Origin of the sequence: Thermonema sp. (assembly GCF_026003375.1) — a bacterium.
Classification (GTDB): Bacteria; Bacteroidota; Bacteroidia; order Cytophagales; family Thermonemataceae; genus Thermonema; species Thermonema rossianum.
Map to the genome: position 1 here is coordinate 479,520 of NZ_BPHD01000003.1, position 24,425 is coordinate 503,944.

The 24,425-nt window shown below is 49.9% G+C and carries 24 protein-coding genes; 13 read left to right on the plus strand and 11 right to left on the minus strand.

The annotated features are described in order from the left end of the window. Positions 1-53: 53 nt before the first annotated feature. Genes QVE43_RS11745 through gldC form a run of 4 tightly spaced genes read left to right on the plus strand, consistent with a single transcriptional unit; the run spans position 54 to position 2,414 of the window. Positions 54-785 carry a methyltransferase domain-containing protein gene (locus QVE43_RS11745; RefSeq protein WP_288007390.1) on the plus strand — a complete coding sequence of 244 codons (732 nt, stop codon included), beginning with the start codon at positions 54-56 and terminating at the stop codon, positions 783-785. A 30-nt stretch (positions 786-815) separates the two neighbouring features. After that, the gene (locus QVE43_RS11750; RefSeq protein ID WP_038031534.1) at positions 816-1,217 is read left to right on the plus strand and encodes a biopolymer transporter ExbD; all 402 of its coding nucleotides are present in this window, start codon (positions 816-818) and stop codon (positions 1,215-1,217) included. Positions 1,218-1,243: 26 nt separating this feature from the next. Then, positions 1,244-2,044: a hypothetical protein gene (locus QVE43_RS11755; protein ID WP_288007393.1), complete on the plus strand. Its 801-nt coding sequence runs from the start codon at positions 1,244-1,246 to the stop codon at positions 2,042-2,044. Positions 2,045-2,066: 22 nt separating this feature from the next. Next, positions 2,067-2,414, plus strand: coding sequence for a gliding motility protein GldC (gene gldC / locus QVE43_RS11760; protein WP_038031537.1), 348 nt, complete (start codon positions 2,067-2,069; stop codon positions 2,412-2,414). A gap of 60 nt (positions 2,415-2,474) precedes the next feature. On the opposite strand, the gene QVE43_RS11765 is transcribed toward gldC, so the two are convergent. Both QVE43_RS11765 and QVE43_RS11770 read right to left on the minus strand, forming a co-directional pair. Beyond that, positions 2,475-3,251 (minus strand): zinc ribbon domain-containing protein, encoded by a 777-nt coding sequence (locus QVE43_RS11765; protein WP_288007396.1) that lies wholly within the window; start codon positions 3,249-3,251, stop codon positions 2,475-2,477. A 3-nt stretch (positions 3,252-3,254) separates the two neighbouring features. Further along, a complete protein-coding gene (locus QVE43_RS11770; protein ID WP_288007398.1) occupies positions 3,255-4,352 on the minus strand; it encodes a Nif3-like dinuclear metal center hexameric protein in 1,098 nt (365 codons plus the stop codon). A 162-nt stretch (positions 4,353-4,514) separates the two neighbouring features. Here QVE43_RS11770 and QVE43_RS11775 point away from each other — a divergent pair, with 162 nt between their 5' ends. From QVE43_RS11775 to QVE43_RS11795, 5 genes are all read left to right on the plus strand, one after another. Continuing rightward, entirely contained in the window at positions 4,515-4,982 is a 468-nt protein-coding gene (locus QVE43_RS11775; RefSeq protein ID WP_288007400.1) for a hypothetical protein, read from the plus strand. Further along, complete coding sequence (locus QVE43_RS11780) at positions 4,979-8,791, plus strand: Calx-beta domain-containing protein (RefSeq protein WP_288007402.1); 3,813 nt, start codon at positions 4,979-4,981, stop codon at positions 8,789-8,791. Before QVE43_RS11775 ends, QVE43_RS11780 begins: the two co-directional genes overlap by 4 nt. 112 nt (positions 8,792-8,903) lie before the next feature. Then, positions 8,904-9,272: a DUF3127 domain-containing protein gene (locus QVE43_RS11785; RefSeq protein WP_288007404.1), complete on the plus strand. Its 369-nt coding sequence runs from the start codon at positions 8,904-8,906 to the stop codon at positions 9,270-9,272. A gap of 168 nt (positions 9,273-9,440) precedes the next feature. Beyond that, the gene (locus QVE43_RS11790; RefSeq protein WP_288007406.1) at positions 9,441-10,280 is read left to right on the plus strand and encodes a hypothetical protein; all 840 of its coding nucleotides are present in this window, start codon (positions 9,441-9,443) and stop codon (positions 10,278-10,280) included. Positions 10,281-10,342: 62 nt separating this feature from the next. Continuing rightward, a complete protein-coding gene (locus tag QVE43_RS11795; protein ID WP_288007408.1) occupies positions 10,343-10,897 on the plus strand; it encodes an outer membrane beta-barrel protein in 555 nt (184 codons plus the stop codon). A 102-nt stretch (positions 10,898-10,999) separates the two neighbouring features. Here QVE43_RS11795 and hslU read toward each other — a convergent pair whose 3' ends face one another. Further along, positions 11,000-12,367 carry an ATP-dependent protease ATPase subunit HslU gene (gene hslU, locus QVE43_RS11800; RefSeq protein ID WP_288007410.1) on the minus strand — a complete coding sequence of 456 codons (1,368 nt, stop codon included), beginning with the start codon at positions 12,365-12,367 and terminating at the stop codon, positions 11,000-11,002. Positions 12,368-12,413: 46 nt separating this feature from the next. Further along, positions 12,414-12,896, minus strand: a complete 483-nt coding sequence (locus QVE43_RS11805; protein ID WP_288007411.1) for a hypothetical protein — start codon at positions 12,894-12,896, stop codon at positions 12,414-12,416. Between the two features lie 56 nt (positions 12,897-12,952). Between QVE43_RS11805 and QVE43_RS11810 the strand changes: the two genes are divergently transcribed. Next, complete coding sequence (locus tag QVE43_RS11810) at positions 12,953-14,362, plus strand: serine hydrolase domain-containing protein (protein WP_288007413.1); 1,410 nt, start codon at positions 12,953-12,955, stop codon at positions 14,360-14,362. A gap of 21 nt (positions 14,363-14,383) precedes the next feature. Here QVE43_RS11810 and QVE43_RS11815 read toward each other — a convergent pair whose 3' ends face one another. The 4 genes from QVE43_RS11815 to QVE43_RS11830 all read right to left on the minus strand — a co-directional run bounded on the left by QVE43_RS11815 (position 14,384) and on the right by QVE43_RS11830 (position 18,848). Further along, positions 14,384-15,493, minus strand: a complete 1,110-nt coding sequence (locus QVE43_RS11815; RefSeq protein WP_288007415.1) for a DUF4421 family protein — start codon at positions 15,491-15,493, stop codon at positions 14,384-14,386. Continuing rightward, on the minus strand, positions 15,463-17,199 hold the full coding sequence (gene recJ / locus QVE43_RS11820) for a single-stranded-DNA-specific exonuclease RecJ (RefSeq protein WP_288007417.1): 1,737 nt from the start codon (positions 17,197-17,199) through the stop codon (positions 15,463-15,465). Before recJ ends, QVE43_RS11815 begins: the two co-directional genes overlap by 31 nt. A 14-nt stretch (positions 17,200-17,213) precedes the next feature. Then, positions 17,214-18,488 carry a hypothetical protein gene (locus QVE43_RS11825; RefSeq protein ID WP_288007419.1) on the minus strand — a complete coding sequence of 425 codons (1,275 nt, stop codon included), beginning with the start codon at positions 18,486-18,488 and terminating at the stop codon, positions 17,214-17,216. A 72-nt stretch (positions 18,489-18,560) separates the two neighbouring features. Next, positions 18,561-18,848 (minus strand): hypothetical protein, encoded by a 288-nt coding sequence (locus tag QVE43_RS11830; RefSeq protein WP_288007421.1) that lies wholly within the window; start codon positions 18,846-18,848, stop codon positions 18,561-18,563. 117 nt (positions 18,849-18,965) lie between these two features. On the opposite strand from QVE43_RS11830, the gene QVE43_RS11835 reads away from it, so the two are divergent. Next, positions 18,966-19,802 (plus strand): universal stress protein, encoded by an 837-nt coding sequence (locus QVE43_RS11835; protein WP_288007422.1) that lies wholly within the window; start codon positions 18,966-18,968, stop codon positions 19,800-19,802. 77 nt (positions 19,803-19,879) lie between these two features. On the opposite strand, the gene QVE43_RS11840 is transcribed toward QVE43_RS11835, so the two are convergent. After that, positions 19,880-20,965: an o-succinylbenzoate synthase gene (locus QVE43_RS11840; RefSeq protein ID WP_288007424.1), complete on the minus strand. Its 1,086-nt coding sequence runs from the start codon at positions 20,963-20,965 to the stop codon at positions 19,880-19,882. A gap of 132 nt (positions 20,966-21,097) precedes the next feature. On the opposite strand from QVE43_RS11840, the gene QVE43_RS11845 reads away from it, so the two are divergent. After that, on the plus strand, positions 21,098-21,802 hold the full coding sequence (locus QVE43_RS11845; protein WP_038031558.1) for a CoA transferase subunit A: 705 nt from the start codon (positions 21,098-21,100) through the stop codon (positions 21,800-21,802). 19 nt (positions 21,803-21,821) lie between these two features. After that, positions 21,822-22,481 (plus strand): CoA transferase subunit B, encoded by a 660-nt coding sequence (locus tag QVE43_RS11850; protein ID WP_038031560.1) that lies wholly within the window; start codon positions 21,822-21,824, stop codon positions 22,479-22,481. A gap of 68 nt (positions 22,482-22,549) precedes the next feature. On the opposite strand, the gene QVE43_RS11855 is transcribed toward QVE43_RS11850, so the two are convergent. Together QVE43_RS11855 and QVE43_RS11860 are read right to left on the minus strand one after the other, a co-directional pair. Beyond that, positions 22,550-22,930, minus strand: a complete 381-nt coding sequence (locus tag QVE43_RS11855) for a two-component system response regulator (RefSeq protein WP_288007427.1) — start codon at positions 22,928-22,930, stop codon at positions 22,550-22,552. 108 nt (positions 22,931-23,038) lie between these two features. Continuing rightward, positions 23,039-24,415, minus strand: coding sequence for an HTTM domain-containing protein (locus tag QVE43_RS11860; RefSeq protein ID WP_288007429.1), 1,377 nt, complete (start codon positions 24,413-24,415; stop codon positions 23,039-23,041). Positions 24,416-24,425: the final 10 nt, after the last annotated feature.

Genomic DNA, 24,425 nt, shown 5'->3' on the forward strand with positions numbered 1-24,425 from the left:
GCGCAAAGATAAGAAGATTTCACACTTTTATACCTGAGCAAAAGCATTGCCTTATGAATGCATGGACTACAAGGAGCCTTCAAAAAGAACTGTTGGATGCCGACAACATTCCGGCGGCGGACTTGTACGATAATTTGCGGGAGCTGGAGACCATCAACCGTTACTTAGGAGGACACAGCGCCACCATTTTTGCACTGAACAAACTACTACAACATGTGCCGGCCGGGCGTCCGCTGACGATTGTGGAGTTGGGCAGCGGTGGGGGCGATAATTTACGTGCCATTGCGCGTTACCTGCGCAAGAGAAAACAACCGGCACAATTGATAGGGGTTGACCTGAAAACCGATGCCGTAGAGTATGCCCGGCAGCAGAGCGTGCACTTCCCGGAAATTGACTACGTAGTGAGTGATTACCGGCTGTTTTCTGCAAAGGAACGCCCCGATATCGTTTACACCTCGCTTTTTTGCCACCATCTGAACGATGAGCAGCTTGTTGAGCTGATGCATTGGTGTCAAAACAATAGCCGCGCCGGTTGGTTTTTTAACGACTTGCACCGCCATCCGTTGGCTTATCATGCCATTCGCTTGTTGACCCGGCTGTTTTCACGTTCCTATTTGGTAAAACACGATGCCCCCCTTTCGGTAAAAAGAGGCTTTACGAAAAAAGACTGGGCAAGATTTTTGCTTCAGTTTAAAAAGCATGCACCTGTGTGTGAAGCACAGCTTTACTGGCGCTTTGCTTTTCGGTGGGTGTTTTTGTGTTACAACACCAATTCATATCTTTGAAACTCAATAACAACAAAACCTGCGAATGATATGGCTTTGGAGTCAAAAAATAAGGTTGATCCGGCTTTTAGCCTCTCTTCCATGACCGATGTAATTTTCCTGCTGCTTATTTTCTTCATGCTGACTTCATCGGCAGTAACGCCTACCGGGGTGCCGGTAAGCACCCCCACCAGTAAGAGCGTGAAGATAGAAATGCAAAAGGTAGCAGTAACCATAACCAAAGACTTGCAGTTTTTTGTAAATGGTCAGCCGGTGAAAGACATGGAAGCATTGGAGATGCGCTTGCAGCAATTGCTTTCTACCCAGCCGGAAGGGGAAGGCGTGGTGGTGCTGCATGTAGATAAAGAAGTGCCTACGCAATACTTGGTAGAAGTGGCCGGCATTGCCAATAGCTTGAAAGCACGGGTGTCGATTGCTGCTAAACCCAAATAAAGGAATCGTCTTATCAAGGCAAAAGCATGGTACAGGAAAAAGAACCATTGGAAAAAATAGAAAAATCGAGCAGCCGTACGGCCTTCATCGTATCTTTGGTGATACACACCCTCATCGTACTGCTGTTTTTCTTTATTTATGCGTGGGAGCCGCCTATTCCACCGCCGCCGGAGTATGGCATAGAATTGTCTTACGGCACGGATGAAGAGGGCGAAGGCGAAAATCCACGCTTTGTGCCTACACAAGAAACGCGCAGCGAGCCGGTGCCTGAGGAAAGTGCCGCCGAAAATGAAGCGGTGGAAACCCCCAGCGAGTTGCCTGATGCGGAAGTAAGTGTTCCCGAAGAATCGCCCAAGCCTACCCCTGCGCCCAAACAAAATGAGCCCAAGCCGGTTGAGCCGGAACCCCGTCCACAGCCCAACCCCAAAGCCTTATTTAACCCGGATGGCACAGGTACCGGTAAAGGCGAGGAAGGTAAAGAAGGCACCAAGGGACGCAGTGAAGGTACTTTGGACGGCAGAGGCTTGTACGGGGGCGGTGAAGGTGGATTCAGTGTAACCGGTCTGGACGGCTGGCGGCTGAGCTGCGATAACTTGCAAGTCAATGACAATTCGGGCGAAGAAGGTTTTATTACTTTTGAAATCATCATTGATGAAGATGGTTACTTGCAAACCATCACCACGAAGCAGTACAACGTAAGCCCGCGGGTGGTGGCACTGTACAAGAGGGCACTCGAAGAGCAAATCGAAGGGTGCTTGGTACGCAGCTCTACGCGTGTGCCCAGCCGGGCACGTGGTACCATTACTTTCCGTTTGAAGTCAAAGTAGTACCTTTGCACAAAAAACAATCATGAGCAAACGACAAGAATCCATTCAACTGCACATCACCCTGGACGAGCAGAATGTGTGCGAGTCTATCCGTTGGGAAGCTACCCAACAACCTGAAGATGCCCGGCAGGATGCCAAGGCTTTTTCTTTGGCCATATGGGATGGTACCGGCAGCGGTACGCTGAAAATAGACCTGTGGAACAAAGAAATGAATACCATTGAAATGAAGCGTTTCTGCATAGAAACCATGGCGACCCTGGCAGATACCCTGCGTAAAGCCACCGGTGATGAGCTGATGGCCATGGAAATTGAAAACTGCTGCAAACGCTTGGATGCACGTCTGCGTGAGGAAATGCGCTCAATGCAATAGTTGTTACACAAAAAACGGTAATAAAAAAGCCGCCATGCAGGCGGCTTTTTCGTTTCTGACCTATGATTTCTTTGCGGTGCGGCGTGTTTTGCGTTTGGGCTTTTCAACTTCTTCCATTTCTTCTACGTCGGCAAGGATACGCCCACAGTGCTCGCAAACAATGATTTTTTTCTTCTCTTTGATTTCCAGCTGTCTTTGCGGAGGCACCTGGTTGAAGCAGCCGCCACAGGCATCGCGCGCAACCATAACAACAGCCAAGCCATTACCGGCATTTTTGCGCAGCCTTTCATAAGCAGCATACAGCCGTTCTTCGATTTGTTTTACCTGCTTCTCGCGGTTTTTCTTGAGCTTTTTCTCCTCTTCTTCGCTTTCGCTCATGATTTGGTCAAGCTCTTTCTTTTTGTTTTCGAGGTCTATGCTGCGCTCGTCAATGAGCTTTTGCACCTCGGCTATCTCTTCTTTTTCGGCTTTGATTTTTTCAGATAACTCTTTGATTTTCTTGTCGCAAAGCACAATTTCGAGCTCTTCGCTTTCTATTTCGCGGCTGATGGCTTCGTATTCGCGGTTGTTGCGAATATTCATCTGCTGCTCTTTGTATTTCTCTATGCGCTGCTCGCACTCTTTTTTGGTCTGCTTGAGCTCTTTAATTTCTGCTTCCCATTCTTTTATCATGCCTTCGAAGCGTCCGATGCGGGTCTTGTACCCTTCGATTTCGTCTTCGAGGTCTTGCACTTCGTGGGGTAGGTCACCACGCATTTTATAAATTTCGTCCAATTGGGAATCGATTTCCTGGAGCTTCAAAAGCGCTTCTAACTTTTCTGCAACCGTTTTTTCCATCGCTTAAAAGTAATTTATGGGGTTGGTACTGATTTCTGAAATGCAGAGCGCAATATTACGAATTTTTGAGGATAAGTAAGCGTAAATCAACTCTTTTGTGTGTACTTCACTTTCATAATGCCCAATATCGAGCAACATCATTTCGCCCTCGGCATCAAAGAACTCATGATATTTGACATCGGCCGTAATGTAGGCATCGGCGCCTTGCCGGCGGGCTGTATGAATAAGAAATGCCCCGCTGCCGCCACAAACAGCTACCCGGCGAATTTGCGTTTTATGTGTGTGGGTATAGCGAATGACACTGACAGGCAGTTTGTTTTTGACGTATTGAAGGAAATCTACAGGCGGCAAGGCGTTCTCCAGTTCTCCGATGGCGCCACTGCCCACCTCTTGGTTGTAATTTTCCAGACGGTGTACGTAATAAGCCACCTCTTCGTATGGATGCGCGGCGCGCATGGCTGCCAGTACTTGTGCCTGAAGGTGGGCAGGGTAAATGACTTCTATGCGTTCTTCTTCCACCTCTTCCAAGCCGCCGCCGGCTTGACCGATGAAAGGGTTGGCCTGCTCGTTGGGTTGGAAGGTGCCCAGCCCTTTGCTTCGAAAACTACAATTTTTGTAATTGCCTATCTGCCCGGCACCTGCTGCATGCAGCGCTTCACGCACTTGAAGCGAATGAGAAAGCGGACAAAAGACGACCAATTTTTCCAGAGTGTGGGCTTTTGGCTGCAAAATTCTTACATTCTGTAAGCCCAAACGGGTGGCCAGATTGTGGCTGACACCATAGTAAACATTGTCTAAATTGGTGTGCACTGCGTAAATTGCCACGTTTTTTTGAATGGCTTTGATGACGGTGCGCTCTACGTAGTTGGCACCGGTCAGGCTTTTGAGCCCCTTAAATACAATGGGATGATGGGCAATCACCAAATTGCAGCCTTTTTCTACGGCTTCTTCTATGACTTCTTCGGTGCAGTCAAGTGTAATCAGAACGCCAAGCACTTCCGCTTGCGGATTACCGCAAATGAGCCGTGCATTGTCGTAGCTTTCTTGATAAGCAGAAGGTGCGAAGTCTTCTACAAGCTTGCAGATGTCTGATATATTCATGTTTTGCATAGTTTTTGTAAACGTTTCTTACAGTTCACACTATTGCTTTTTCATTCATCGAGAGAATATGTGCCTTTATCTTGTAAAAATGCAATTCATCGAAAATAAAGGTTACAACTTCATAACAAAACTATATTGATTATCAGCAAAACGCAAGCATTTATGAAATTGCTCATGAAACCATTAGCACTCTGCACACTACTGTTATGCCTTGCATGGGGCACATGGGCGCAGAAAGGCCCGGGCGGTGTGAGCACTGAAACAGCCGGCAACAGCGACAACAAAATATGGTTGCGTGCCGATGGCAGGATCAACGGTGCTATGGGCCAGCCCGACGGCACCGCCGTGCAGATATGGAATGACATGTCGTTGTCTGCCATCAATAACGATGCCTATCAAAACACTGCCTCACAACGTCCCCAGCTGCGCACCCTGGCAAGCTTGGGCATCAATGGGCGCCCGGTGGTACGTTTCGATGGCGTGAGCCAGTCTTTACGCTTCAACACTACCAACGACCTCAACAATGCGGGACCCTATCAAGAGCGTACTATATTTGTGGTGTTCCGTACCGGCGCCAATGTGACTACCCGCCAAATGATATTTGAAGAGGGGGGAATGTGCGGGGATTGAATATATACATCGAAAACGGGCGCATTTATGCAGGTGCCTATAACAAAGCAACTTCTGATGGTCCCTATGACGGGTGGCCTTGGATAGGGGTGAATGCGCCGGTCTCTGCCAATACTACCTATGTGCTCACCTTGATTTACGATGCACGGAACGCAGGCCCTGACCCCAACAACCCGGCGACCTACACCGGTACGTTTAGCCTGTACCTGAACGGCAACTTGCAGGGAACCGCTACCGGCTTGGGTTGGTTGTATGGCCACCCCGGTAACCCCGGACTGGGTGCTGTGGTAGGACAAACGGTGCTTAGCAACAATATGGCAGATACGCAGCCGGCATACTTTGGTGGCGATATTGCGGAGTTTATTCATTACGAGCGTGTGGTGAATGAAAGCGAGCGTATCATCGTAGAAAACTATTTGGGAGCTAAATACGTAGCCAACCCCATTGTGAATGACTACTATGCTTATCAAGTGTATTATGGGGCTGATATAGTAGGGGTAGGGCGGTATGCCGCCGGTGATGAGCATACTTTAAGCCAAGGCTTAAATCCTTTTATCATTTCTGTAAACAGTGCCAATTTAAGTGATGGTGAGTATCTGTTGACCGGGCACGACGGCAAACCTTTGAATTGGACTGCTGCCGGTGCTCCCGAAGAAGGCGACAATATTCAAATATTGGAGCGCAACTGGCAATTTGATCATTATGGCGATGTAGGACCCGTGACCATCCGGGTAGAGGCTTCCATGTTGCCTGCTTTGCCGCCGGGCTATACTTCCTATGCCGTGGTGCTGGATAAAAGCGGCGGTGCGGTACCCTCTTACACCAATACCGCCACTACCGAAGTGGTAGAGCTGGCGAATGTAGGCGGGGGCTTCTATGAAGCTACGGTCAATATCCCCAAGGGTACTTTCATGACACTGGCGGCTTTCATTCCTACTGCGCGTTTTGTATACCCCTCTTCGGCAGTGCTGGAGGGCGATGCGGGCACTACGCCTGCTGCCATTGCCGTGCGCTTGAATGCGCAAACGGCAGTAGCCCGCTCGGTAAATTATGCGGCAACGGGGGGAACGGCTACCAACGGAGGGGTTGATTATGACCTGCCGGCGGGTACGCTGAACTTCCCGGCCGGCACGCAAGAGCTGTTTATCAACTTCACCGTGACCGGCGATGTGGCAGTGGAAGGCAACGAAGATGTAATAGTAGGCTTGAACACACCTTCGGCAGGCTTGCAAATATCAGCACTTCGTCCTGCGCATACCTTTTACATTTACGACAACGACACGCCGCCACGCTTCCGTTTCGATGTGGCAGCCTCTACTGTCAACGAGAGTGTCGGCACTGCGACCGTGCGTATCTTGCGGACAGGGGACAACTCCACTGCCGAATCGGTAGGTTATCGTTTGCGCATAGCCGGTGGGAGCGGTACTGCTACCAATGGCAGCGATTATACTTTTACGGCAGGTACTGCTAACTTTGCCGTGGGACAAAATTTCTTCGACATATCTATTCCCATTACTGACGACAACGAGTACGAAGCCGACGAAACCATTATTTTGGAGCTTCATAGCGGAACAATTGGCTTCGATACACCTTTTGAGCATACCTTGACCATCCAAGACAACGATCCACAGCCGGCAGTAAGCTTTCAGCTGCCTACCCAAAGCAATGATGAAAGTGTAGGGGCACCGGTTATTAACGTGGTGATGGACCGCCCCTCGGCATTTACGACTACCGTGCAATATGCCATCATCTCGGGCACTGCCACCAATGGCTTCGACTATTCTTTGGCAGCTACCGGAACCGTTACTTTTACGCCGGGCACGACCGTAGCACCATTATCTATTGTAACCTTCATTTATGACGATGCCATTCCCGAAGCAAATGAAAACTTTGTCATAGAGCTGCAGAGCGTGACTACCGGCAATGCGGTAACTGACCCCTCTCAACGTTTTCACAATTATGTAATTATTGACAACGACCCCTTCGGTTGGCAAGCCTCGGCAGGTGTAGGTATGCTTCCTTACAACGTATTTTGGTTCAAGGCCGATGCCCTCACCGGCTTTGCCCACAATGCAACGGTGGATACTTGGACCGATGCTTCGCCCAATGCCAACGACGCAACACAGGCAAATGCTGCCAACCGTGCCCGGATTCAAAGCACTGCCAACACCTTGAACGGCTTCCCGGTCATGCGCTTCGATGGTAATGACTTTTATTTGTTGCCATATGATGCCGAAATCAGTATACCTTCGCCCTATTATGAAAAGAAAGCACTGTTTTTGGTAGTGCGCACCGGAGCAGATGTTGCCACTCGTCAGGTAATTTATGAGCAAGGAGGTGGTAGCCGGGGACTGAATGTGTACATAGAAAATGGAAATATCTATTTCCATGCGTGGAATGACGCCGACGATGACGGGGGCGTTACCACCCCTTGGGGCGGCAGCACAGGTACCAAATATGTAAGTGCCCCCATTGCTGCCAATACTGCCTATGTGCTTAGCTTTATTTACAACCACTCCGACGGTGCTGACGGCAATATTTCGGCGTATGTGAACGGAACTGCCATAGGCACTGCTACCGGCGTGGGACGTCTTTTTGCCCATAATGCCGCGGTGCTGGGCGGGGTGGACAACGATACACGCTTCCATGACAACTCTATAGTAGCTTCCGGCAACTACTTTACCGGTGATATTGCCGAAGTGATTTACTACAACGACAAGGACATTCATGAGGCGCGGCGCATCATTGTTGAAAATTACCTGGCCGGCAAATATGGCATTGCCCTGAGTGCCAACGCTATTTATACTTACTCGGCAACCCATGCCTATCATATTGCCGGCATAGGACAGAGCAGCAGCAGTGAGGCCGTGCATATAGATGCGCAGGGCGAGAATCGCTTCCGTATTCGTAATGCCGATGACTTGCAAAACAATGAATACCTCTTTATTGGCGATGACAACGTGCCGGTAGTGAACAATACGGAACGTGTGGATGTGCCCTCCGGTGCTTTTAGCCGCCTGAAGCGCACCTGGCGTGTGGCAGAGCAAGGCGAGGTGGGCAGCGTACAGTTTATCATGGATGCCAATGGCATTGTGGTTACGGATGCTTCTCATTTGCGCCTTTATATCGATACCGATAAGGACGGGCAGTTTAGTGATGAGTTTACTTTCTTCCCTGCTTCTTCTTATGATAGCGGCAACCAACTGGTGTATTTCGACAATGTGGATTTCAACAACGGGGATATATTCACTTTGGTGTCTATGAGCAGCTTCTCGCCTCTGCCGGTAGAGTTTAAAGACTTTGTAGCAGAAGCAGAAGGACAGGACGTGAAGCTCTATTGGACGACCGCCCAAGAGTTGAATGCCGCTTACTATGAAATAGAGCGCTCGCAAGACCTGCTTGTTTTTGAGACCATAGGAAGGGTGAAGGCCGCCGGTAATACTCAAAGCCTGCAAGCCTATAACTGGACAGACAAGCAAGTACAGCCCGGTACCTGGTATTACCGCATCAAGCAGGTAGATGCAGACGGGCAGGCGGCATGGAGCGAGGTGCGTAGCGTCTTGGTATCCGGAGCACAACAGAGCATACGCCCGGTTGTGTTTCCCAACCCGACTATGGGCAGCGTGCATATAGAAGGCGTAAAAGCACAAGCAGAGCTGTTGCTGTTTGATACACAAGGCAGGTTGCTAATGCAGAAAACAGTCACCGGTAACGACATGCTTGACCTGTCTGAGCTGCCCCGGGGCGTGTATGTGCTGCGCATCACGGATGGACAGGAAAACCAAACACTGCGCCTTGTAAAGCAGTAAAAGAGCATTGGAAAAGCAGCCATTTTGCGAGGGTTTGCCTCAATCGAAATAGGTAAAACCCTCGTTTTTGTTTATTTTCGTTTTCCATTGGTTAAGTTAAATATCAAACAATATGAGTTTCGAAGTAAAAGGAAAATTGATTTTTATTGGCGAGGTGCAAACCGGACAGGGGCGCAATGGCGAATGGCGCAAGCGCGAGTTTGTTATAGAAACACAAGATGCTTACCCAAAACAAATTTGTTTTTTGCTCTGGAATGACAAAGTGGATTTGTTGGATAGTTGCGAGCTGAATGATCTGGTGCAAGTGCGTTTTCAAGTGGCTTCGCGCGAGTACAACGGGCGATGGTACACCGACGCAACTGCTTATGCCCTGCAACGGCGAAGCTTGCAAGAGCAGGACTACGTGCCTGCCGCAGAGCAAGAAGACTACCCCACAGGCGCTGCTTTTACTGATGACAGCGAGGAAGAATTGCCCTTTTAAAAACGCTTTGCGCCTCAATGCTTCTATGCCGGGAGTAAACGATTGCTTCCGGCATTTTTGTTTGAGGTTATTTTATTTTCTTTCAATGCATTGCAATGCAAACTAAACCTTCCTCTTTACCGTTACCATATAATGAACCCTCATAGTCTTTTTCTCCTGGCAAGCTTCTTGTCCCTTCTTCTGCTGATAGCATTTTTAGCCGGCTTGGCTCGCTATAGAACTCTGCAGCGAACGGTAGCACGCTTGCGCAAAGAAAAAGAAAGCTTTATTCACCGGCACGATGAGCTGTTGTATTTGAGTGATGGATATGAAGAGGTGTATGCCGGCATGCAGTACCGTTTGCGTAGTATCTTAATAGAGATGAAAGCACTGGCGCAAATCATGAAGCAGCACTACCACGTGTCGCCTCTTGGTTTTGATAGCGAATATTTTTCACTTTTGGAGCGCTCTATTGCCGAATGTCAAAAGATATTGGATGACGCCCGGCATGATGGCGATTACTTAATCAAAGAGTTTGCCTCGGACCACCACTTGGCACTGCTCGACTTAGTGGCTTACATGCAAAAGCATGCGTCCCGTATGCGCCGGCACAAAACCGGTATTCAGGTGATTGTGGATGTGTTGCCTTCACCTAAAGCGCATTTGCATGTGCTGGTAGATAAGTATTTTTTAGACAAGGTGATGCACAACTTGACAGGGCATATCCTTCAGTCTGTATCTGAAAGACAGACCGTCCACATTACGCTGACGGACAAGGAGCCGGAGGAACTGGTAGAAGTGAAATTAGCAGTTTTGGGCGCCAAACCTGCCCGCAATGGCAAAGGGAAGCGGCTGTTTTCCTCAGATAACGAATCAGAGCTGTATGCGGCGCATTATTACATCATGGCTTTGTGTGGAAAGGTATATTATTCGGAAAACAGTGACAAAGAGCTGGCCTTCTTTTTTGAACTCCCCAAGGCACCCGGCAGCGAAAAAATAAAGATGATGACCGCCTTGGCTTCTTTTTAGCGCTTATTGTATGGATGAAAAGAAATGACTTATTTCGCATGTCCATCAAAACATAAGCAACTATGAAAAAAGTATGGTTACTGTTAGCGTGCTTGTGGAGCACAGCTGCCATGGCGCAAATCAGTCAAGGTACTATTCTGGCAGGCGGTAGCTTCGGCATCAACTTCGGCAAGGAGTACAGCGAAGTGCGTAGCGGCAATACGCTGGTACGTACCGAGCAGAAGTTTACCGAGATCAACTTCAATCCTTCGGTGGGTATGTTTGTATCCGATGAAATAGCCCTCGGTTTGGCTATGGATATTTTCACACGCAGTGTGGAAGGTGATCACGAATACACCACCGTAGGCGTGGGGCCGTTCGCCCGCTTTTACTTGCCTATGAACCTTTTCTTTGAAGGATATGTGGGCTATGCAAGCCAAAAATTTGGCAAAAACACCACTTATAACGGTTTGGGATACTCTTTGGGAGCCGGCTTTGCTTTCTTTGTAAACAACCACGTGGCCATTGAGCCGGCGCTGCGCTTCCGCGGTTATGCCCTGTCGAATGCCGATGACAAAGACCTTAAGCAGGGAAGAAATGGCTTGCTTATAGGCGTTGGCTTGCAGACCTACTTTTAATTGTCAAGCGTAGGCACATGTCTTGCCACATGTAGAACCTCTTATATCAAAAAGGGCACCCTCTTTTACGGGGTGCCCTTTTTTGACGTGTGCCGCCCGGCTTTATAAAATGTATTGACTCAAATCGCGGTTCTTGATAAGCCCCTGCAGGCGCTCGTTGACCATGTCGGCAGTAACCATCACCTTGGCATAAGGTGGAATTTTGTCCGGTATGTCAAATAAAAAGTCATTGAGCAGTTGGGTCATGACTGTCTGCAGGCGTCTTGCCCCTATATTTTCCATTTCGTTATTGATTTCATAGGCAATCTCGGCAATACGGCGCAGAGCTTCGTCTTGAAAATGCAGCTCTACCTGTTCGGCAGCAAAGAGGGCTTCGTATTGTTTGGTAAGTGCATTTTTGGGCTCTTTTAAAATACGGTAAAAATCTTCTTGAGTCAGGTTTTCCAACTCTACACGAATAGGGAAGCGCCCTTGCAATTCGGGAATCAGGTCGGAAGGCTTGGATAGATGGAAGGCACCGGCTGCAATGAACAGAATATGGTCGGTTTTTACAGGTCCGTATTTGGTGGCCACCGTAGAGCCTTCTACTATGGGCAGCAGGTCGCGCTGCACGCCCTCGCGGCTGACGTCCGGTCCTCGTTCACTGCCTCTGGAAGCCACCTTGTCTATTTCATCTATAAAGATGATGCCGGCTTCTTCGGCACGTCGCCGGGCTTCCTCTTTCACCTCGTCCATGTCGATAAGCTTGGATGACTCCTCTTCAAAAAGAAGCTTGCGGGCTTCGGCTATGGTCAGCTTGCGGCGCTTGCTTTTTTTGGGCATCATGCTGCCCAGCATTTCTTGCAAGCTCTGGAGGGTTTGCTCGTCGATGCCCGGTCCCATGACGCCCACATTGGCACTTGCCGGTTGTGATACGGTAATCTCTATTTTTTTGTCGTCGAGTTCGCCGCGGCGCAGCCGTTCGCGAAAGAGTTCGCGTGTTTTTTGATTCAGCTCCCGGTCTTCGGAAGAAGCGCCCGAGCGTAGTGGGGGAATCAGGGCGTCCAAGATGATTTCCTCGACTGCCGCCATGGCTTTGGCTTTCACCTCTTCCTGCTTTTGTGCTTTCACCATATTGACAGCCTGCTCCACCAAATCGCGCACCATGCTTTCCACATCACGCCCCACGTAACCTACTTCCGTAAATTTGGAAGCTTCTACTTTCACGAAAGGGGCGTTGGCCAAGCGGGCAAGGCGCCGGGCTATCTCTGTTTTGCCCACACCGGTGGGTCCAATCATCAAAATATTGTTGGGCATGATTTCGCCCTGAATCTCGGCGGGGGCATGCATGCGGCGCCAACGGTTGCGCAAAGCAATGGCTACATGCTTCTTGGCTTCTTTCTGTCCAATAATATACTTATCCAGTTCAGCTACAATTTGATGAGGGGTAGGGAAATTGTTTTCGTTCATTATCATGGGTACTTCATTCATAGTTTGAAAGCTTCAACAAATACAAAGATACACTTTTCAAAGAGCATTAACACAGTGGGGCTGGCATGAAATATACAAAGTAGATGAGCACGGCATAAAGAAGCGGCCGGCCGGGCGAGGCAATGTGCCATTGCCAATAATACCGGGTGCCGGGCAGGAGGGGCATGCCGGCTTGTATGCTGTAGCAGGGACCACTTAAAGGATGTTTCAACAACAAAGCGCCATCAGCGGTTTCTTCCACCCAATAAAGCAAGTGCTGCTGGGCATCGAACAGCTGCCCGTCTGTCAGGTGCCCTTTGACTACATGGCTGCGTGCCACATATACCTGCTTTCCGTCCCATCGCCCCAAGCAGCTGCCATCTTGCACGCGGTAAAATACATATTCGTCTTGGTGTTTCTCTATGTAAACGATGGGGGTGTTTTGATTGTAGATGGTGACGAGTGGTACACTGTTTTGAGCAGCAGCCGTGAATGCCACACAGACAATCAGCAGGTTGCCGGCAAGGTGTTTTCCAAATATTAAAGGCATATGCTTCAATTAAATTTCCTTAATTTAAGGAAAACGAACGAACCGCTCAAACTATTATGCATAGAATTCTGCGCTTGTGTTGCTTGCTGACTGTACATTTACTGGCTGCTCAGCCCGATACCACTTATTTGACAATGCGGGTACAGCAACTGATGCAGGAGGCACAGGTGGAAGGAGTATCGCTGGCGTTGCTTATAGACGGAAAAACCTACTGGGTGAAAAGCTTCGGTTGGGCCAATGCAAGGACCAAGCAGCCCTTGACCGATACGACTGTGATGGAAGCCGCCTCTTTGAGCAAGCCCGTAGCCGGATATATCGCTTTGCGCCTGGCACAAGAGGGTATTTTAGACCTTGACAAGCCATTGGCAGACTACCTGTCGCCGGCAGAACTGCAGGCATTCGCAGGGGGAACTGTTACTGACAGGCGTTGGTATCTTATCACAGCCAAGCATGTACTTAGCCACTCTTCGGGTTTGCCCAATGGGCGCTACGGTAAGCTGACCATTGCTTTTTCACCGGGTAGCGACCTCTCATATTCCGGACAAGGCTTTGCTTTTTTACAAAAAGTATGTGAAAAACTAACGGGCGACGACTTTGAAACGCTTGCCGGAAGATACGTCTTTGAGCCCTTGCAGATGTCACGGAGCAGTTTTGTGTTTCGTAGCCGCTTTTTGGGCAATGCCGCCTACGGACATTGGAAAAACGGTTATCCGTCACATATGCGGCGCCATGCCGAAGCAGGTGCCCATCATAGTTTGCTTACGACTGCGGCCGAGTATGCCCGTTTCTTGGAAGAAATGCTGAAGCCCCGGTATTTGAAGCCGGAATGGCATGCACTGATGCTTCGCCCGCACAGCAGTGCACGCACCGGGGCACTGAAGTCTCTTGAGTGGGGCTTGGGCGTGGGCGTCTATGATTGGCAAGGCATGCCCGTATTTTGGCATTGGGGCGACTACGGCAACTATAAAAACTACATGATGGGCGTGCCCGCAAAAGGGTGGGGCATGGTCGTATTGGTGAATTCGGAAAAGGGTTTTCGTATCATAGAAAGCATTTTGCGGGCAAGTTTTCCGGTTGAGCCTTTGCCCTTGCATGTTTTGGGCTATGAGTCCTATGATTCGCCTTACAAAACGCTGCTTGCTGCCTGGAAGCAAGGGCAGCTGAATTTCGTTATGGAGCAACTCAACCGGCTGAAGACCATGCGAAAGGCAGAGTTGCTGCCTTCCGACTTTACGCGTTTGGCGCTTTTCTGTTGGAAAAACGGGCGGCACGATATGGTGGAGGTGATTTTGAAGCTGGCTTTGTTGTTTTACGAACAGCAGCCGGCTGCTTTGGAGCTGATAGGCGACGTCTACATGCAAATCAATCAAAAAGAGCGTGCCTTGGCATGCTACAAGGCGGCTTTTCGCATCCTGCCTTATCATCCGGCCTTGAAAGCAAAGATAGAAGCTGCTGCCACACCATAAGCCGGAGCGGCCGGGAGGTTTTTATTTCTTCTTGTTTTTGAAAGGGTTCAGCTTTTGCAGCGTATGGAAGAAGAAGTCTTCGCCCCGCCGCACAAAAGCGGGTGCAAGGGGGCGCCAGCCCACCTTAAACGAAAACCACAGTTGCGAAGTGTTGCCCGATATGTTGTCGTCGATGCGGAAACCATCGTTAAAAACCTGCCCCTGCAGGGCGATGTACCATTGTGGGCGGTTGTAGGAAAACGAAGCGCCTAAGTCGCTATAAAGGCTTATTTGATTGGCCGCCTGCCACCGGCTGCTTTGCATGAGGTAGTAGCGCATAGGCTGCAGGGCAAGGCCGAGGTTGAGCAGGAGTGAGAGTTGAAAGTGTTGATACACGAAAGTGTGGGCGTAGCCGCCGCCCATGCCCAGGTAAAGGCGCTGAATCTCTTGCAGTCCGCCATTTTCACCAAAATTACTGCGTATGGGAGCCGGTACCATGGAGGAGTCGCCCCGTAAGCGCGAGAGGTTGAATGCCCCGCTGAGCAGCCATGAGCCGGCACTGCGCAATTGCCGTTCGGTGTAGATATAAGCCGCTTTATAAGAAAAGCGTTCAGGCGAGAAAATATAGCTGCCTTTGAGGGTGAGGCTGCCGGCAGTCAGGTCGGCTTGTTTGTAATAGGCATAAGGCGGCATATAGTCGGGCGAGTTTAAATCTACCATGCCACGATAGCGGCGCCAGCTGCCCAGCAGGGCTATTTTGGGTTTATTGAAAGCCACTGTCAGATTGGAATAGTCGGTGTTGCCGTAGTTACGGGCATTGAACTCGGAAAGGGGTAGCTTGAAGCCTACGCCTATGGTAAGGCTACGATAAGAAAAGCGAAAGCCGTGGACGCCCGCAACGTTGGGGGTCCAGCGTACCAGGTAATTGCCGTTGTTAGCGCTGCTTTTCAGCTCAAAGCTATAGCCGCGGTTGTCTATAAAATACTCTACCATCATGCGGTTGACGTCGCGCTCAATGTATTGAGTATCCACCGGAAACACCTTACGGTGACAGTGGTGGGTGTCGGCCGGGGCAGCATCTTGGGCATGCCCTTGGTTTGCCATGATTGCGAATAAAAAAACTATGACGGCGAAAACGTTTCTTTCTCCCATGCCGGTGCTTCTACTTTGATATCCTTGACTCTCAGCTGCAGGCTTTTGTTGCCCCTGTATTCGTTTTGTTCCAGGTGATAGCAAATATAAAAAGATTGTCCGGGTGTTAGTTGTGATGCCCATTCGCCCATGCGAAAGGCGATGGCGTCAAAGACGGCCGAAGTGTCTTCTTTAACGCACAATTTCAGGTGGCTGCCCTCTTGCCCGACGGTACGTGCCGGTTCGGCCAATTGCACACGACTGACCAAAAGCGGTTGTTCATTGCCCGGTCCGAAGGGTGCCAGCTCGCTGATAATGCGCTCGGTGCTTTGGTCTAAATCGGCCAGCGATACAAAAGCATCTACTTCGAGCGTGGGTTCCGGTTCTACTTGCCTGAGCTGTTGGCGTGCCACCTGCTCAAAACGTTCCCTGAAAGCAGCAATTTTATCCAAGCTAAGGGTTAAGCCGGCCGCATGGGCATGCCCCCCGTAACTTTCAAGCAGATCGCTGCATGCATCTATGGCACGGTATAAGTCAAAGCCTGCGATGGAGCGTGCCGAGCCGGTCGCTTTACCATTCGATTCGGTCAGTATCACCGTGGGACGATACACCTGCTCTATGCAGCGCGAAGCCACGATGCCGATAATGCCTTTGTGCCAATGCTTGTGAAAGAGCACATGGCTCTCATAACCTTGCTTGCGCAGCTTTTCAATCATCTGCAGGGCTTCGGCAGTGATTTTTTCATCCAGTTGTTTACGCTCTTGGTTCAGGCGGTGAATATATAGCGCCTTGTCGTAGGCATCGGCAGGGTCATCGCTTATAAGCAGCTCAATAGCCAGCTGTGCGTGTTCCAGCCTGCCGGCAGCATTGATGCGCGGACCGGCACCAAAAACCAAGTCGCTGATGCTGTAATCGCGGTCTATGGCAAAGCCGGCTACTTGCAAGAGCTCTTTGATGCCCGGCAGCGGACTTTTTTTGAGCTTTTTCAAACCAAAGTAAGCCAAAGTCCTGTTTTCGCCTTGAATAGGCACAATATCGCAGGCTATACTAAGCGCCACCAAGTCCAAGCCTGCATACAAATGCCGCTCATCTACGCGGTAGGCCTGTGCATAGCCTTGCATGAGTTTGAAGGCTACACCACAGCCCGACAGCTCTTTGTAGGGGTAAGGGCAGTCGGTGCGTTTGGGGTTCAGCGTGGCTTTGGCACCGGGCAGGCGCTCGCCGGGCAAGTGGTGGTCGCACACTATCACGTCGATACCTTTTTTGCGGGCATATTCTATGGCTTTAAAGTCTTTGATGCCACAATCGAGCGTAATCATCAGCTTACAGCCATGGGCAATGGCATAGTCCACGCCTTGAATGGAAACACCATAGCCTTCTATGTGCCGGTTGGGGGTGTAGTAATACAGTGCCGGGTGAAGAGGCTTCAAAAAACGGTACATCATGGCGGTGGCCGTGGTGCCATCTACATCATAGTCGCCATAAAGCAAAATGGGTTCCTGTTGTTGTATGGCCCAATGCAGGCGCTCCACGGCGGTGTACATGTCCCGCATCAGAAAAGGGTCGTGCAGGTCGCTGAGTTTGGGACGGCAGAAAGCGCGGGCTTGTTCCGCAGTGTTTATGCCCCTTTGGGCAAAAAGCAAGGCAGGCAGCCGCTTGAGGTGCAGTTGCCGCATGACCGCTTGCAGCTGCCGGGCAGAAGGTTGTGGTTTGAGTATCCACTGCATGGTTACTATTTTTATTAAGGGTGCTCTATGCGGCTTACTTGCACGCTTCCTTGCAAGTGGCGTGTCACTTCGAAGCGCCCGTGTGTAGAAGGGGCTTGCTGAAAAGCCTGCTGCAGCAGGCAGGCCACGGCTTCCTGGTTACCTTCGAAATAGGCAGTGAGCAAGGGTATGATTTGGCGGTTGAGAACACGTAGAAAATTGAAATTCTGATTGCTTTGCAGGAAAAAAGTGTGCCCTATCAAAAAATATTCGCCTTTCTTGCGCAGCAGCTCTTGGTTGAGTGCCCATAAAAAGTCGCTGTAAGCCACGCTGCTGAGGTCATAGCGGGGGGTGAGCTCCACCAGCTCAAAATAGCGCGCATACAGAGCCATCTGTTGCCATGCCTGGCGTATGTCTTCGATGGTGGCTACCAGATACAAGTTGGCAGGCAAGCCCACATATTCGCCTGAAGGAAGGGCTATTTTCAAAGGGTTGGCTTGCCCTATGCGTTTGTCCGGGTCGAAAAGCAAAAGCATCTCACCGAAAAGGTTTTCTATGGAAGTGCGTTCGATGCCTTCCAGCAGCAACACAAAAGACTTGTTCGGCTCTTTTTCGGCACGGCGTGCCAGCCGCAACAAAAAACCGTCTTCCCAAGACTGTGTATGGGGCGAAAAGTGCAGGACCATTTGCTCATAGCCAATGCCTTTGTGCAGAACTAAAAACTCTATTTGCCCGCCCAGGAAGTCGTGCAGCTGCTTCTGCTCCCGTTCGCTCTTGCTAAGGTGTTTGCCGGCCAGCTCCACAGCCAACTTGATGGCTTCGCGTGTTTTGCCGGTGGCAATGGCACCGTAAAAGAGCGTATTCAGGTTATGTATGTTGGGCAGGCGGGGATTGAGCCGGCGTACGACCCGCGGCTTGTTGGGAATAAGGTGCCCTTCAGGGCTTACGCCAAAAGAGCCAAGCTCTTGTTTGTGACTGCGCAAAGCCAAACGCACTTGCTGAATGAGCGCGCTGCTGTCGTCTTTGAATCCTTCGCCTTTAGGCGTCAGCAGCCATTGGGGCAAAACGTTGGTGGTACGTTGGGCAAGCTCTGCTATACACAAATGAGCAAAAGCTTTACGTATTTTATTTTTTACCTGAAGGCGTAATCCATGGTTCCACCACTCGGGCGCCACCGAGTCGGCAACATGCATGCGGCTGATGACCTGCTGCACAATCACCGACGGGCGTTGCAAGCTGCGCCTGTCCTGCATGATACGAAGGATAGGATAGTAGAAATCTTCGATTTTATAGCCCGTGTTCATCTCCATGGCACCACTTGTCTTCCTGTGACTTTAAAAATAGCTAAATATTTTGAACCCGTCGGGGGCAAGTGGCTGCAATTATTGAAACAAACCGGCAATGCGCCGTATGATACGCTCTTCTTTTTCCTTTTGCCGCTCGTAGTGTTCCAAGGGAAAGGGGAGTTGCTTTCCTTCTTCTGCTGACCTTAGGTCGTGGCAGGCACGCCGGTAACACTCTACCCGCAATTGCCATTCTTGTTGTACGGCACGCAGCATCTGCAGCCGCTTCTTTTTCTGAGTGGTGTCTATTGAGGCCTCTACCAATTGCTGGCGGGCAGCCTCTATTTTGGCACTTATTTCAAGAATCAGTGATTGTATGTCGTTCATAACTACTCTTTTTTTAAAAGACAAACACAGAACTGCCGCTTTTCTTTCAGCATTGATAAAAGTCATTTGCCGTTGACACTTCTTCTGCTACTTTTGAAGTACATCGACAAGATAACAATGGCAAAGCTACGATTTTTAGTCGCAACTGATTTTTCTGCTGTGGCACAAAATGCACTGCTTTATGCCCTGGAGCTTGCCAAGTTCTTGCGGGCAGAGGTGAGCGTGCTGCATGCGTGGCATGTGCCGGTGGCAGCACTGGGCGAAGGCATGGCTTTTGACCCGCTTTCGGTTGAGGCTTTGGAAGAGGAAGCACGGCAGAAAATGGAAACAGAGGTAAAGGCGTTGTGTGCTCAATACCCATCAGTGAACGTGTCTTTTATTTTGCGACGGGCCTTTGTGGTGGAAGCAATAAAGGATTTTGTTTTGGAACAACCACATGATCTTTTGATTGTAGGTACGCGTGGTGGTGGGGCGCTGGACAGATGGCTGGGCACGGTTACCACTACTTTGATAGATGAAATCAAAGATATGCCTGTGTTGGCGGTTCCGCCGCAGGCTGCTTTCCGGGGCGTATTTCATATTGCTTTTGCTACCGACTGCCGGCAAGTTGATATCAACAAAGCCGGTATGCGTTTGATAAAATACATAGCCGAACGCTTCGATGCCGCCATTCACATCATACACGTGAAAAGGCCTGAAAAAGAGCTGACACCCGAAAAAGAAGAAGCCATCGTACTATTGGACCGATACTTCCAAAAGTACCGCCACGACTACCATTTGGAAGAAGCAGAATCGCCGGAAGAAGCCATTGAACGTTATGTGCAGACACATAATATAGACTGGCTGGTAATGATTCCGCATCAACAATCTGTGTTTAAACGCTTGTTCGATAAAAGTCATACGCGCCGGATGCTCTTTAAGACAGAAGTCCCTTTATTGAGCATCCATGCGTAAGACAAAGCTGCAATAGCACTTTCCATATAGTGAGGATACATGAAACAACGGGGGCACCTTGTGCTTCCGCTGTTTTTTTATGCTTTGTTGAACCAAGCGTCGAAATCGATGGATGCATGCCGCTCGAAGTGGGCGTATAAATGTCCGTTGGCAATAGACAACGGCAGCGGCACATTGTTATGATAAAGCTGCCCTGTACCCAAGCCCTGTGGCAGAGCCGGTGCAAAAGTAGCCGTCCACTGACTGATGGCATTCAGACCTACGTTGGCTTCCAGCGCTGAGGTAGCCCACCAGCCGGTTCCCGTTAGTTTGGCGGCTTGTATCCATTCATCTGCTGCCTGAAGTCCACCCACCAAGCCGGGCTTTAAGATGATGTAAGGAGGTCGTATATGTTTCAATAAGCGTGTCTTTTCTTCTTTCGTGTGAATGCCTATCAGCTCTTCGTCCAGTGCAATAGCTACCGGGCTCACTTCGCATAAGTGTGCCATGGCATCCCACTGACCGGGGCGAATGGGCTGCTCTATGGAGTGCACTTCGAGGGCTGCAAGGGCTTCGAGTACGGGCATGACTTCTTCTGCACCGAAGGCACCGTTGGCATCCACGCGCAGCGTAAGAGCGTCGGCAGGGAAGCGTTGCCGCAGTTCACGTAGCAAACCCAACTCTTTTTCCACCTCCAAGGCTCCTATTTTCATCTTGATACAGCGGAAGCCCTGTTGCAGCTTCTCTTCTATTTGTTTTTGCATGAAATCGAGGTCGCCCATCCATACCAAGCCATTGATGGGAATGCCTTGTTGCCCGTGCACAAAAGGCATATCGAACAGGATGAAAGGATGCTTACTCCACAAGCTGCGTAGTGCTGTTTCCACACCGAAACGCAGGGAGGGAAAATTGGGGGGGCAGTGTTGTGCCAGCCATTCCAAAGCAGCAGATAGCGAGTCGAAAGAGGTCCGGCATAGGGCTTTGAGAAGAGCATGGGCTTGAGCAGGAAGCGCCGGCGTATCGTCGGGGCTGAGCTTTGGCACGGGAGCAGCCTCACCAATGCCTCGTCGCCCCTGTTCGTCGGTAAGCACAATAAAGTAAGAGGTTTTTTGCGTGAGATACCCTCTCGAGGTACCGGCTTTGAATTTAAAGTGCAGCGTATAGGGAATCAGTTGATAGCGCATGTTCTGGCGGTTTAGGTGAAAGCAAAGTTGCGAAATGATAAAAAAATGCCCAAGCCGGCAAAGAAAGTACTATAAAATTGATTTTTTTCAATAAAACTTTGCATATTAGCCATACTAAAACAAGCAAGCATCATGATAGATAAAACTGTACACGACTTAGATGCCCTGATTGCACAGATTCCCGACGGGGCTACCCTTATGTTGGGCGGCTTTGGCTTATGCGGCATTCCCGAGCATTGCATCGCTGCTTTGGCACGCAGTGGTGTGAAAGATTTGGTTTGCATATCGAACAATGCCGGTGTGGACGATTTCGGTATAGGCATCTTGCTCAAGAACAGGCAAGTACGTAAGATGATTTCTTCTTATGTAGGTGAAAATAAGGAGTTCGAACGTCAGCTGTTGAGTGGCGAGCTGGAAGTAGAACTCATCCCACAAGGCACTTTGGCAGAGCGCATTCGCGCCGGTGGTGCCGGCATACCGGCATTTTTCACGCCGGCAGGCGTAGGCACCGAAGTAGCCGAAGGCAAAGAAGTGCGTGAGTTCGACGGAAAGCTCTACCTGATGGAGCGTTGGTTGCGTGCCGATTATGCCCTGGTCAAAGCTTGGAAAGGCGATACCATGGGCAACCTCATCTACAAAGGGACTGCCCGTAACTTCAACCCTATGATGGCAGCGGCAGGAAAAATTACCATTGCCGAAGTAGAAGAGCTGGTGCCCGCCGGCGAGTTGGATCCCAATGAAATCCATACGCCCGGTATTTATGTGCAGCATATCTATCACGGCAAAAATTATGAAAAGCGCATCGAGCGCCGCACCGTACGTCCACGCAATGCATAACTCAAAACCCAGCGAAATTATGGCTCTGACAAAAGAACAAATAGCTCAAAGAATAGCCCGCGAACTACAAGACGGCTTTTATGTGAATTTAGGCATTGGCATCCCTACCTTGGTTGCCAACTACATACCCGAAGGCATCCATGTGGTGTTGCAATCGGAAAATGGCTTGCTGGGCATGGGACCCTATCCCTATGAAGGGGAGGAAGACCCGGACCTTATCAATGCCGGTAAAGAGACGGTTACCATGGTGCCCGGTGCTGCCCTGTTCAGCTCTGCCGAAAGTTTTGCCATGATTCGAGGGGGGCATATCGACCTGACTGTGCTGGGCGCCATGGAGGTGTCGGAAAACGGCGATATTGCCAACTGGAAAATTCCCGGTAAGATGGTAAAGGGCATGGGCGGCGCCATGGACTTGGTGGCTTCCGCCAAAAATATCATTGTGGCCATGCAGCATACCACCAAAACCGGCGAATCGAAGCTGTTGAAAAAGTGTACCTTGCCGCTTACGGGCGTGCGCTGCGTGAAAAAGGTAGTTACGGACTTGGCTGTTTTGGATATTTTGCCGGAAGGTGGTTTCCTCTTAAAAGAACGGGCTCCCGGTGTAAGTGTTGATTATATACGCCAAGCAACTGAAGGAAAACTGATTGTGGAAGGCGAAGTGCCCGAAATGCAGTTCTGACAACCCATCGAACACCAACCAGGAAAAATCTTACATGCCGGTGAGAGAACGCACCGGCATGTTTGCATTTAGTTGCTCACGGTAGCCACCATTTTATCCGGTGAGATAGGCTTGGTAATATAGCCCCTTACAAGCCGGTATGTTTCGGCTTTTCGTTGGTCTTCTATGTCTATAGAAGAACTAAGCATGTAAATTTGAAGAGCATTTTTGATGTCGCCGGGCAGTTGCTCGACCGCATCCAGAAATTCCCATCCGTTCATTTCCGGCATATTGATATCCAAAAAGATGGCATCGGGGAGGCGTTCTGCAGACTGAAGGTATTCAAGTGCTTCCCGGGCACGAGTGAATGTGATTACTTGGGCACCTGTTACTTTCTGAATAATGGTAGCGCTAATCAAATTGCTGATTTCATCATCATCAATGAGGCAATATACGGGAGTTGAACTCATAGTAGTCAGGCTTTGTGAGTCATGAGAATTTCACTACTCAAAAAACGAAATTTTATTTTTAAATGTCTCACCAAAAGCATGAAAAATATTACAAGAGTGCCCGTGTCTTTAAAAAATGTTTAAAAGCCCTTGAAAAGGCGGCTCTTGCAAGGGAGGCGCCGGATAGAGCCAGCGACGTGGCGCCCAGCTGTCTTCGAGGCGGCTTAAATCCAAATCCGGCGAAAAATACAAGCTGCTGGGGCGCCCGTTGAGGGTTACATACACCTCGGCACGCACGATGGGATCGGCAACCCCTTGTTTTTCGTAATAATCATGCAGGTAGTGGGCAAACTGAAGAATCAAATCGGGCTGCATGGCCATTTGCTTTTCTTGGTGCGTATTTAAAAACTCGCGGTTGTCGATGACCCACTCATGCCCACTTTGGCGGTCACGCACAAAAAAAGTAGCGGTACCGGCTTTTTCTATGAGCATCACGCGCCAAGAAAAGCGAAAACCGTCTTCGTTCCAGAACAGGTTTCCCGGATAAAGCAAATAGCGCCAAGGGAAAAGCACTTGAAAACACACAAACAATGCCCAGAAAGCATATTGCAGGCGGGGAAAAGAGGCCGGGCGAAATGCCTGTGTAGCTACTTGCCAGCCGGGCAGGTAGCGCTGCCACAGCCTTTCGTGCCACTCCGAAGAGAAAAACACCAACACCGAAGCACTCATAATGAGCGGAAACATGCCTATTTGAAACAGATAGCCGGTTACGCCGTGAAAGAACAATACCACTATGTAGGCAAAGGGGCGTGTGCGCCTGTTGAGCAAGAAGAAGGGAATCAGCGTGTCGTAGAGCATGCCTGCCCAGCTGAACACATAAGCAGTGAGCGGGTAGTTGAAGGCGGGACCCAGCAGCGGCATGTCGTTGTGAGCAGGCAGCCAAATACGCAAAGGCAGGGCATGCAACAACCACTCATCGTTGATTTTTGCCACACCGGCATAAAAATAGACCATGGCCAGCAAGAAACGCACAATACCTACTTGCCAGCGTTCTACATAGCGGACTGCCTGCACTTTGCCCAAGCGGGCATCGAGCGAATAATTGTAATGCGCCGGCAAAAATATCATGACGAAAGACACCAGACTCACAAAATAGTAGTGGTTCAAATAATAGGTGATGTCGATGAGTTCGGTGTAGGTAAAACATAGAAAAAACAAAACAGCCGACAGGCGGTAGCGATACCCCAAAGCCATGCCCAAGGCGGCAAGCAGCATCAGCCCATGGATGGCATACAGTGCCCACGCGGGTGCCGGTTCTATCCATTCAAAGCCAAAATAATGAAAGTGCAGTTTAGGTGCTATGTAATGGTCGTACACCCAGCCCATCCACAGAAAGCGCAGGGTGCTGATAAACATGGCAACGCCAAAGATGAAACGAAAAGTAGCCAGAGGAGCCACGGACACGGGGCGGCTGATAGCATGCCACAGACTTTTTTTTAGCTGCATACAAGTACTT

Coding starts and splice junctions, on each gene's coding strand:
- QVE43_RS11810 (WP_288007413.1), top strand. CDS start 12,953: ATGCATAGAATTCTGCGCTTGTGTTGCTTGCTGACTGTACATTTACTG.
- QVE43_RS11770 (WP_288007398.1), bottom strand. CDS start 4,352: ATGAATATATCAGACATCTGCAAGCTTGTAGAAGACTTCGCACCTTCT.
- QVE43_RS11850 (WP_038031560.1), top strand. CDS start 21,822: ATGGCTCTGACAAAAGAACAAATAGCTCAAAGAATAGCCCGCGAACTA.
- QVE43_RS11745 (WP_288007390.1), top strand. CDS start 54: ATGAATGCATGGACTACAAGGAGCCTTCAAAAAGAACTGTTGGATGCC.
- QVE43_RS11830 (WP_288007421.1), bottom strand. CDS start 18,848: ATGAACGACATACAATCACTGATTCTTGAAATAAGTGCCAAAATAGAG.
- QVE43_RS11775 (WP_288007400.1), top strand. CDS start 4,515: ATGAAATTGCTCATGAAACCATTAGCACTCTGCACACTACTGTTATGC.
- QVE43_RS11855 (WP_288007427.1), bottom strand. CDS start 22,930: ATGAGTTCAACTCCCGTATATTGCCTCATTGATGATGATGAAATCAGC.
- QVE43_RS11750 (WP_038031534.1), top strand. CDS start 816: ATGGCTTTGGAGTCAAAAAATAAGGTTGATCCGGCTTTTAGCCTCTCT.
- QVE43_RS11795 (WP_288007408.1), top strand. CDS start 10,343: ATGAAAAAAGTATGGTTACTGTTAGCGTGCTTGTGGAGCACAGCTGCC.
- QVE43_RS11825 (WP_288007419.1), bottom strand. CDS start 18,488: ATGGAGATGAACACGGGCTATAAAATCGAAGATTTCTACTATCCTATC.
- gldC (WP_038031537.1), top strand. CDS start 2,067: ATGAGCAAACGACAAGAATCCATTCAACTGCACATCACCCTGGACGAG.
- QVE43_RS11755 (WP_288007393.1), top strand. CDS start 1,244: ATGGTACAGGAAAAAGAACCATTGGAAAAAATAGAAAAATCGAGCAGC.
- QVE43_RS11785 (WP_288007404.1), top strand. CDS start 8,904: ATGAGTTTCGAAGTAAAAGGAAAATTGATTTTTATTGGCGAGGTGCAA.
- hslU (WP_288007410.1), bottom strand. CDS start 12,367: ATGAATGAAGTACCCATGATAATGAACGAAAACAATTTCCCTACCCCT.
- QVE43_RS11860 (WP_288007429.1), bottom strand. CDS start 24,415: ATGCAGCTAAAAAAAAGTCTGTGGCATGCTATCAGCCGCCCCGTGTCC.
- QVE43_RS11765 (WP_288007396.1), bottom strand. CDS start 3,251: ATGGAAAAAACGGTTGCAGAAAAGTTAGAAGCGCTTTTGAAGCTCCAG.
- QVE43_RS11845 (WP_038031558.1), top strand. CDS start 21,098: ATGATAGATAAAACTGTACACGACTTAGATGCCCTGATTGCACAGATT.
- QVE43_RS11835 (WP_288007422.1), top strand. CDS start 18,966: ATGGCAAAGCTACGATTTTTAGTCGCAACTGATTTTTCTGCTGTGGCA.
- QVE43_RS11840 (WP_288007424.1), bottom strand. CDS start 20,965: ATGCGCTATCAACTGATTCCCTATACGCTGCACTTTAAATTCAAAGCC.
- recJ (WP_288007417.1), bottom strand. CDS start 17,199: ATGCAGTGGATACTCAAACCACAACCTTCTGCCCGGCAGCTGCAAGCG.
- QVE43_RS11805 (WP_288007411.1), bottom strand. CDS start 12,896: ATGCCTTTAATATTTGGAAAACACCTTGCCGGCAACCTGCTGATTGTC.
- QVE43_RS11815 (WP_288007415.1), bottom strand. CDS start 15,493: ATGGGAGAAAGAAACGTTTTCGCCGTCATAGTTTTTTTATTCGCAATC.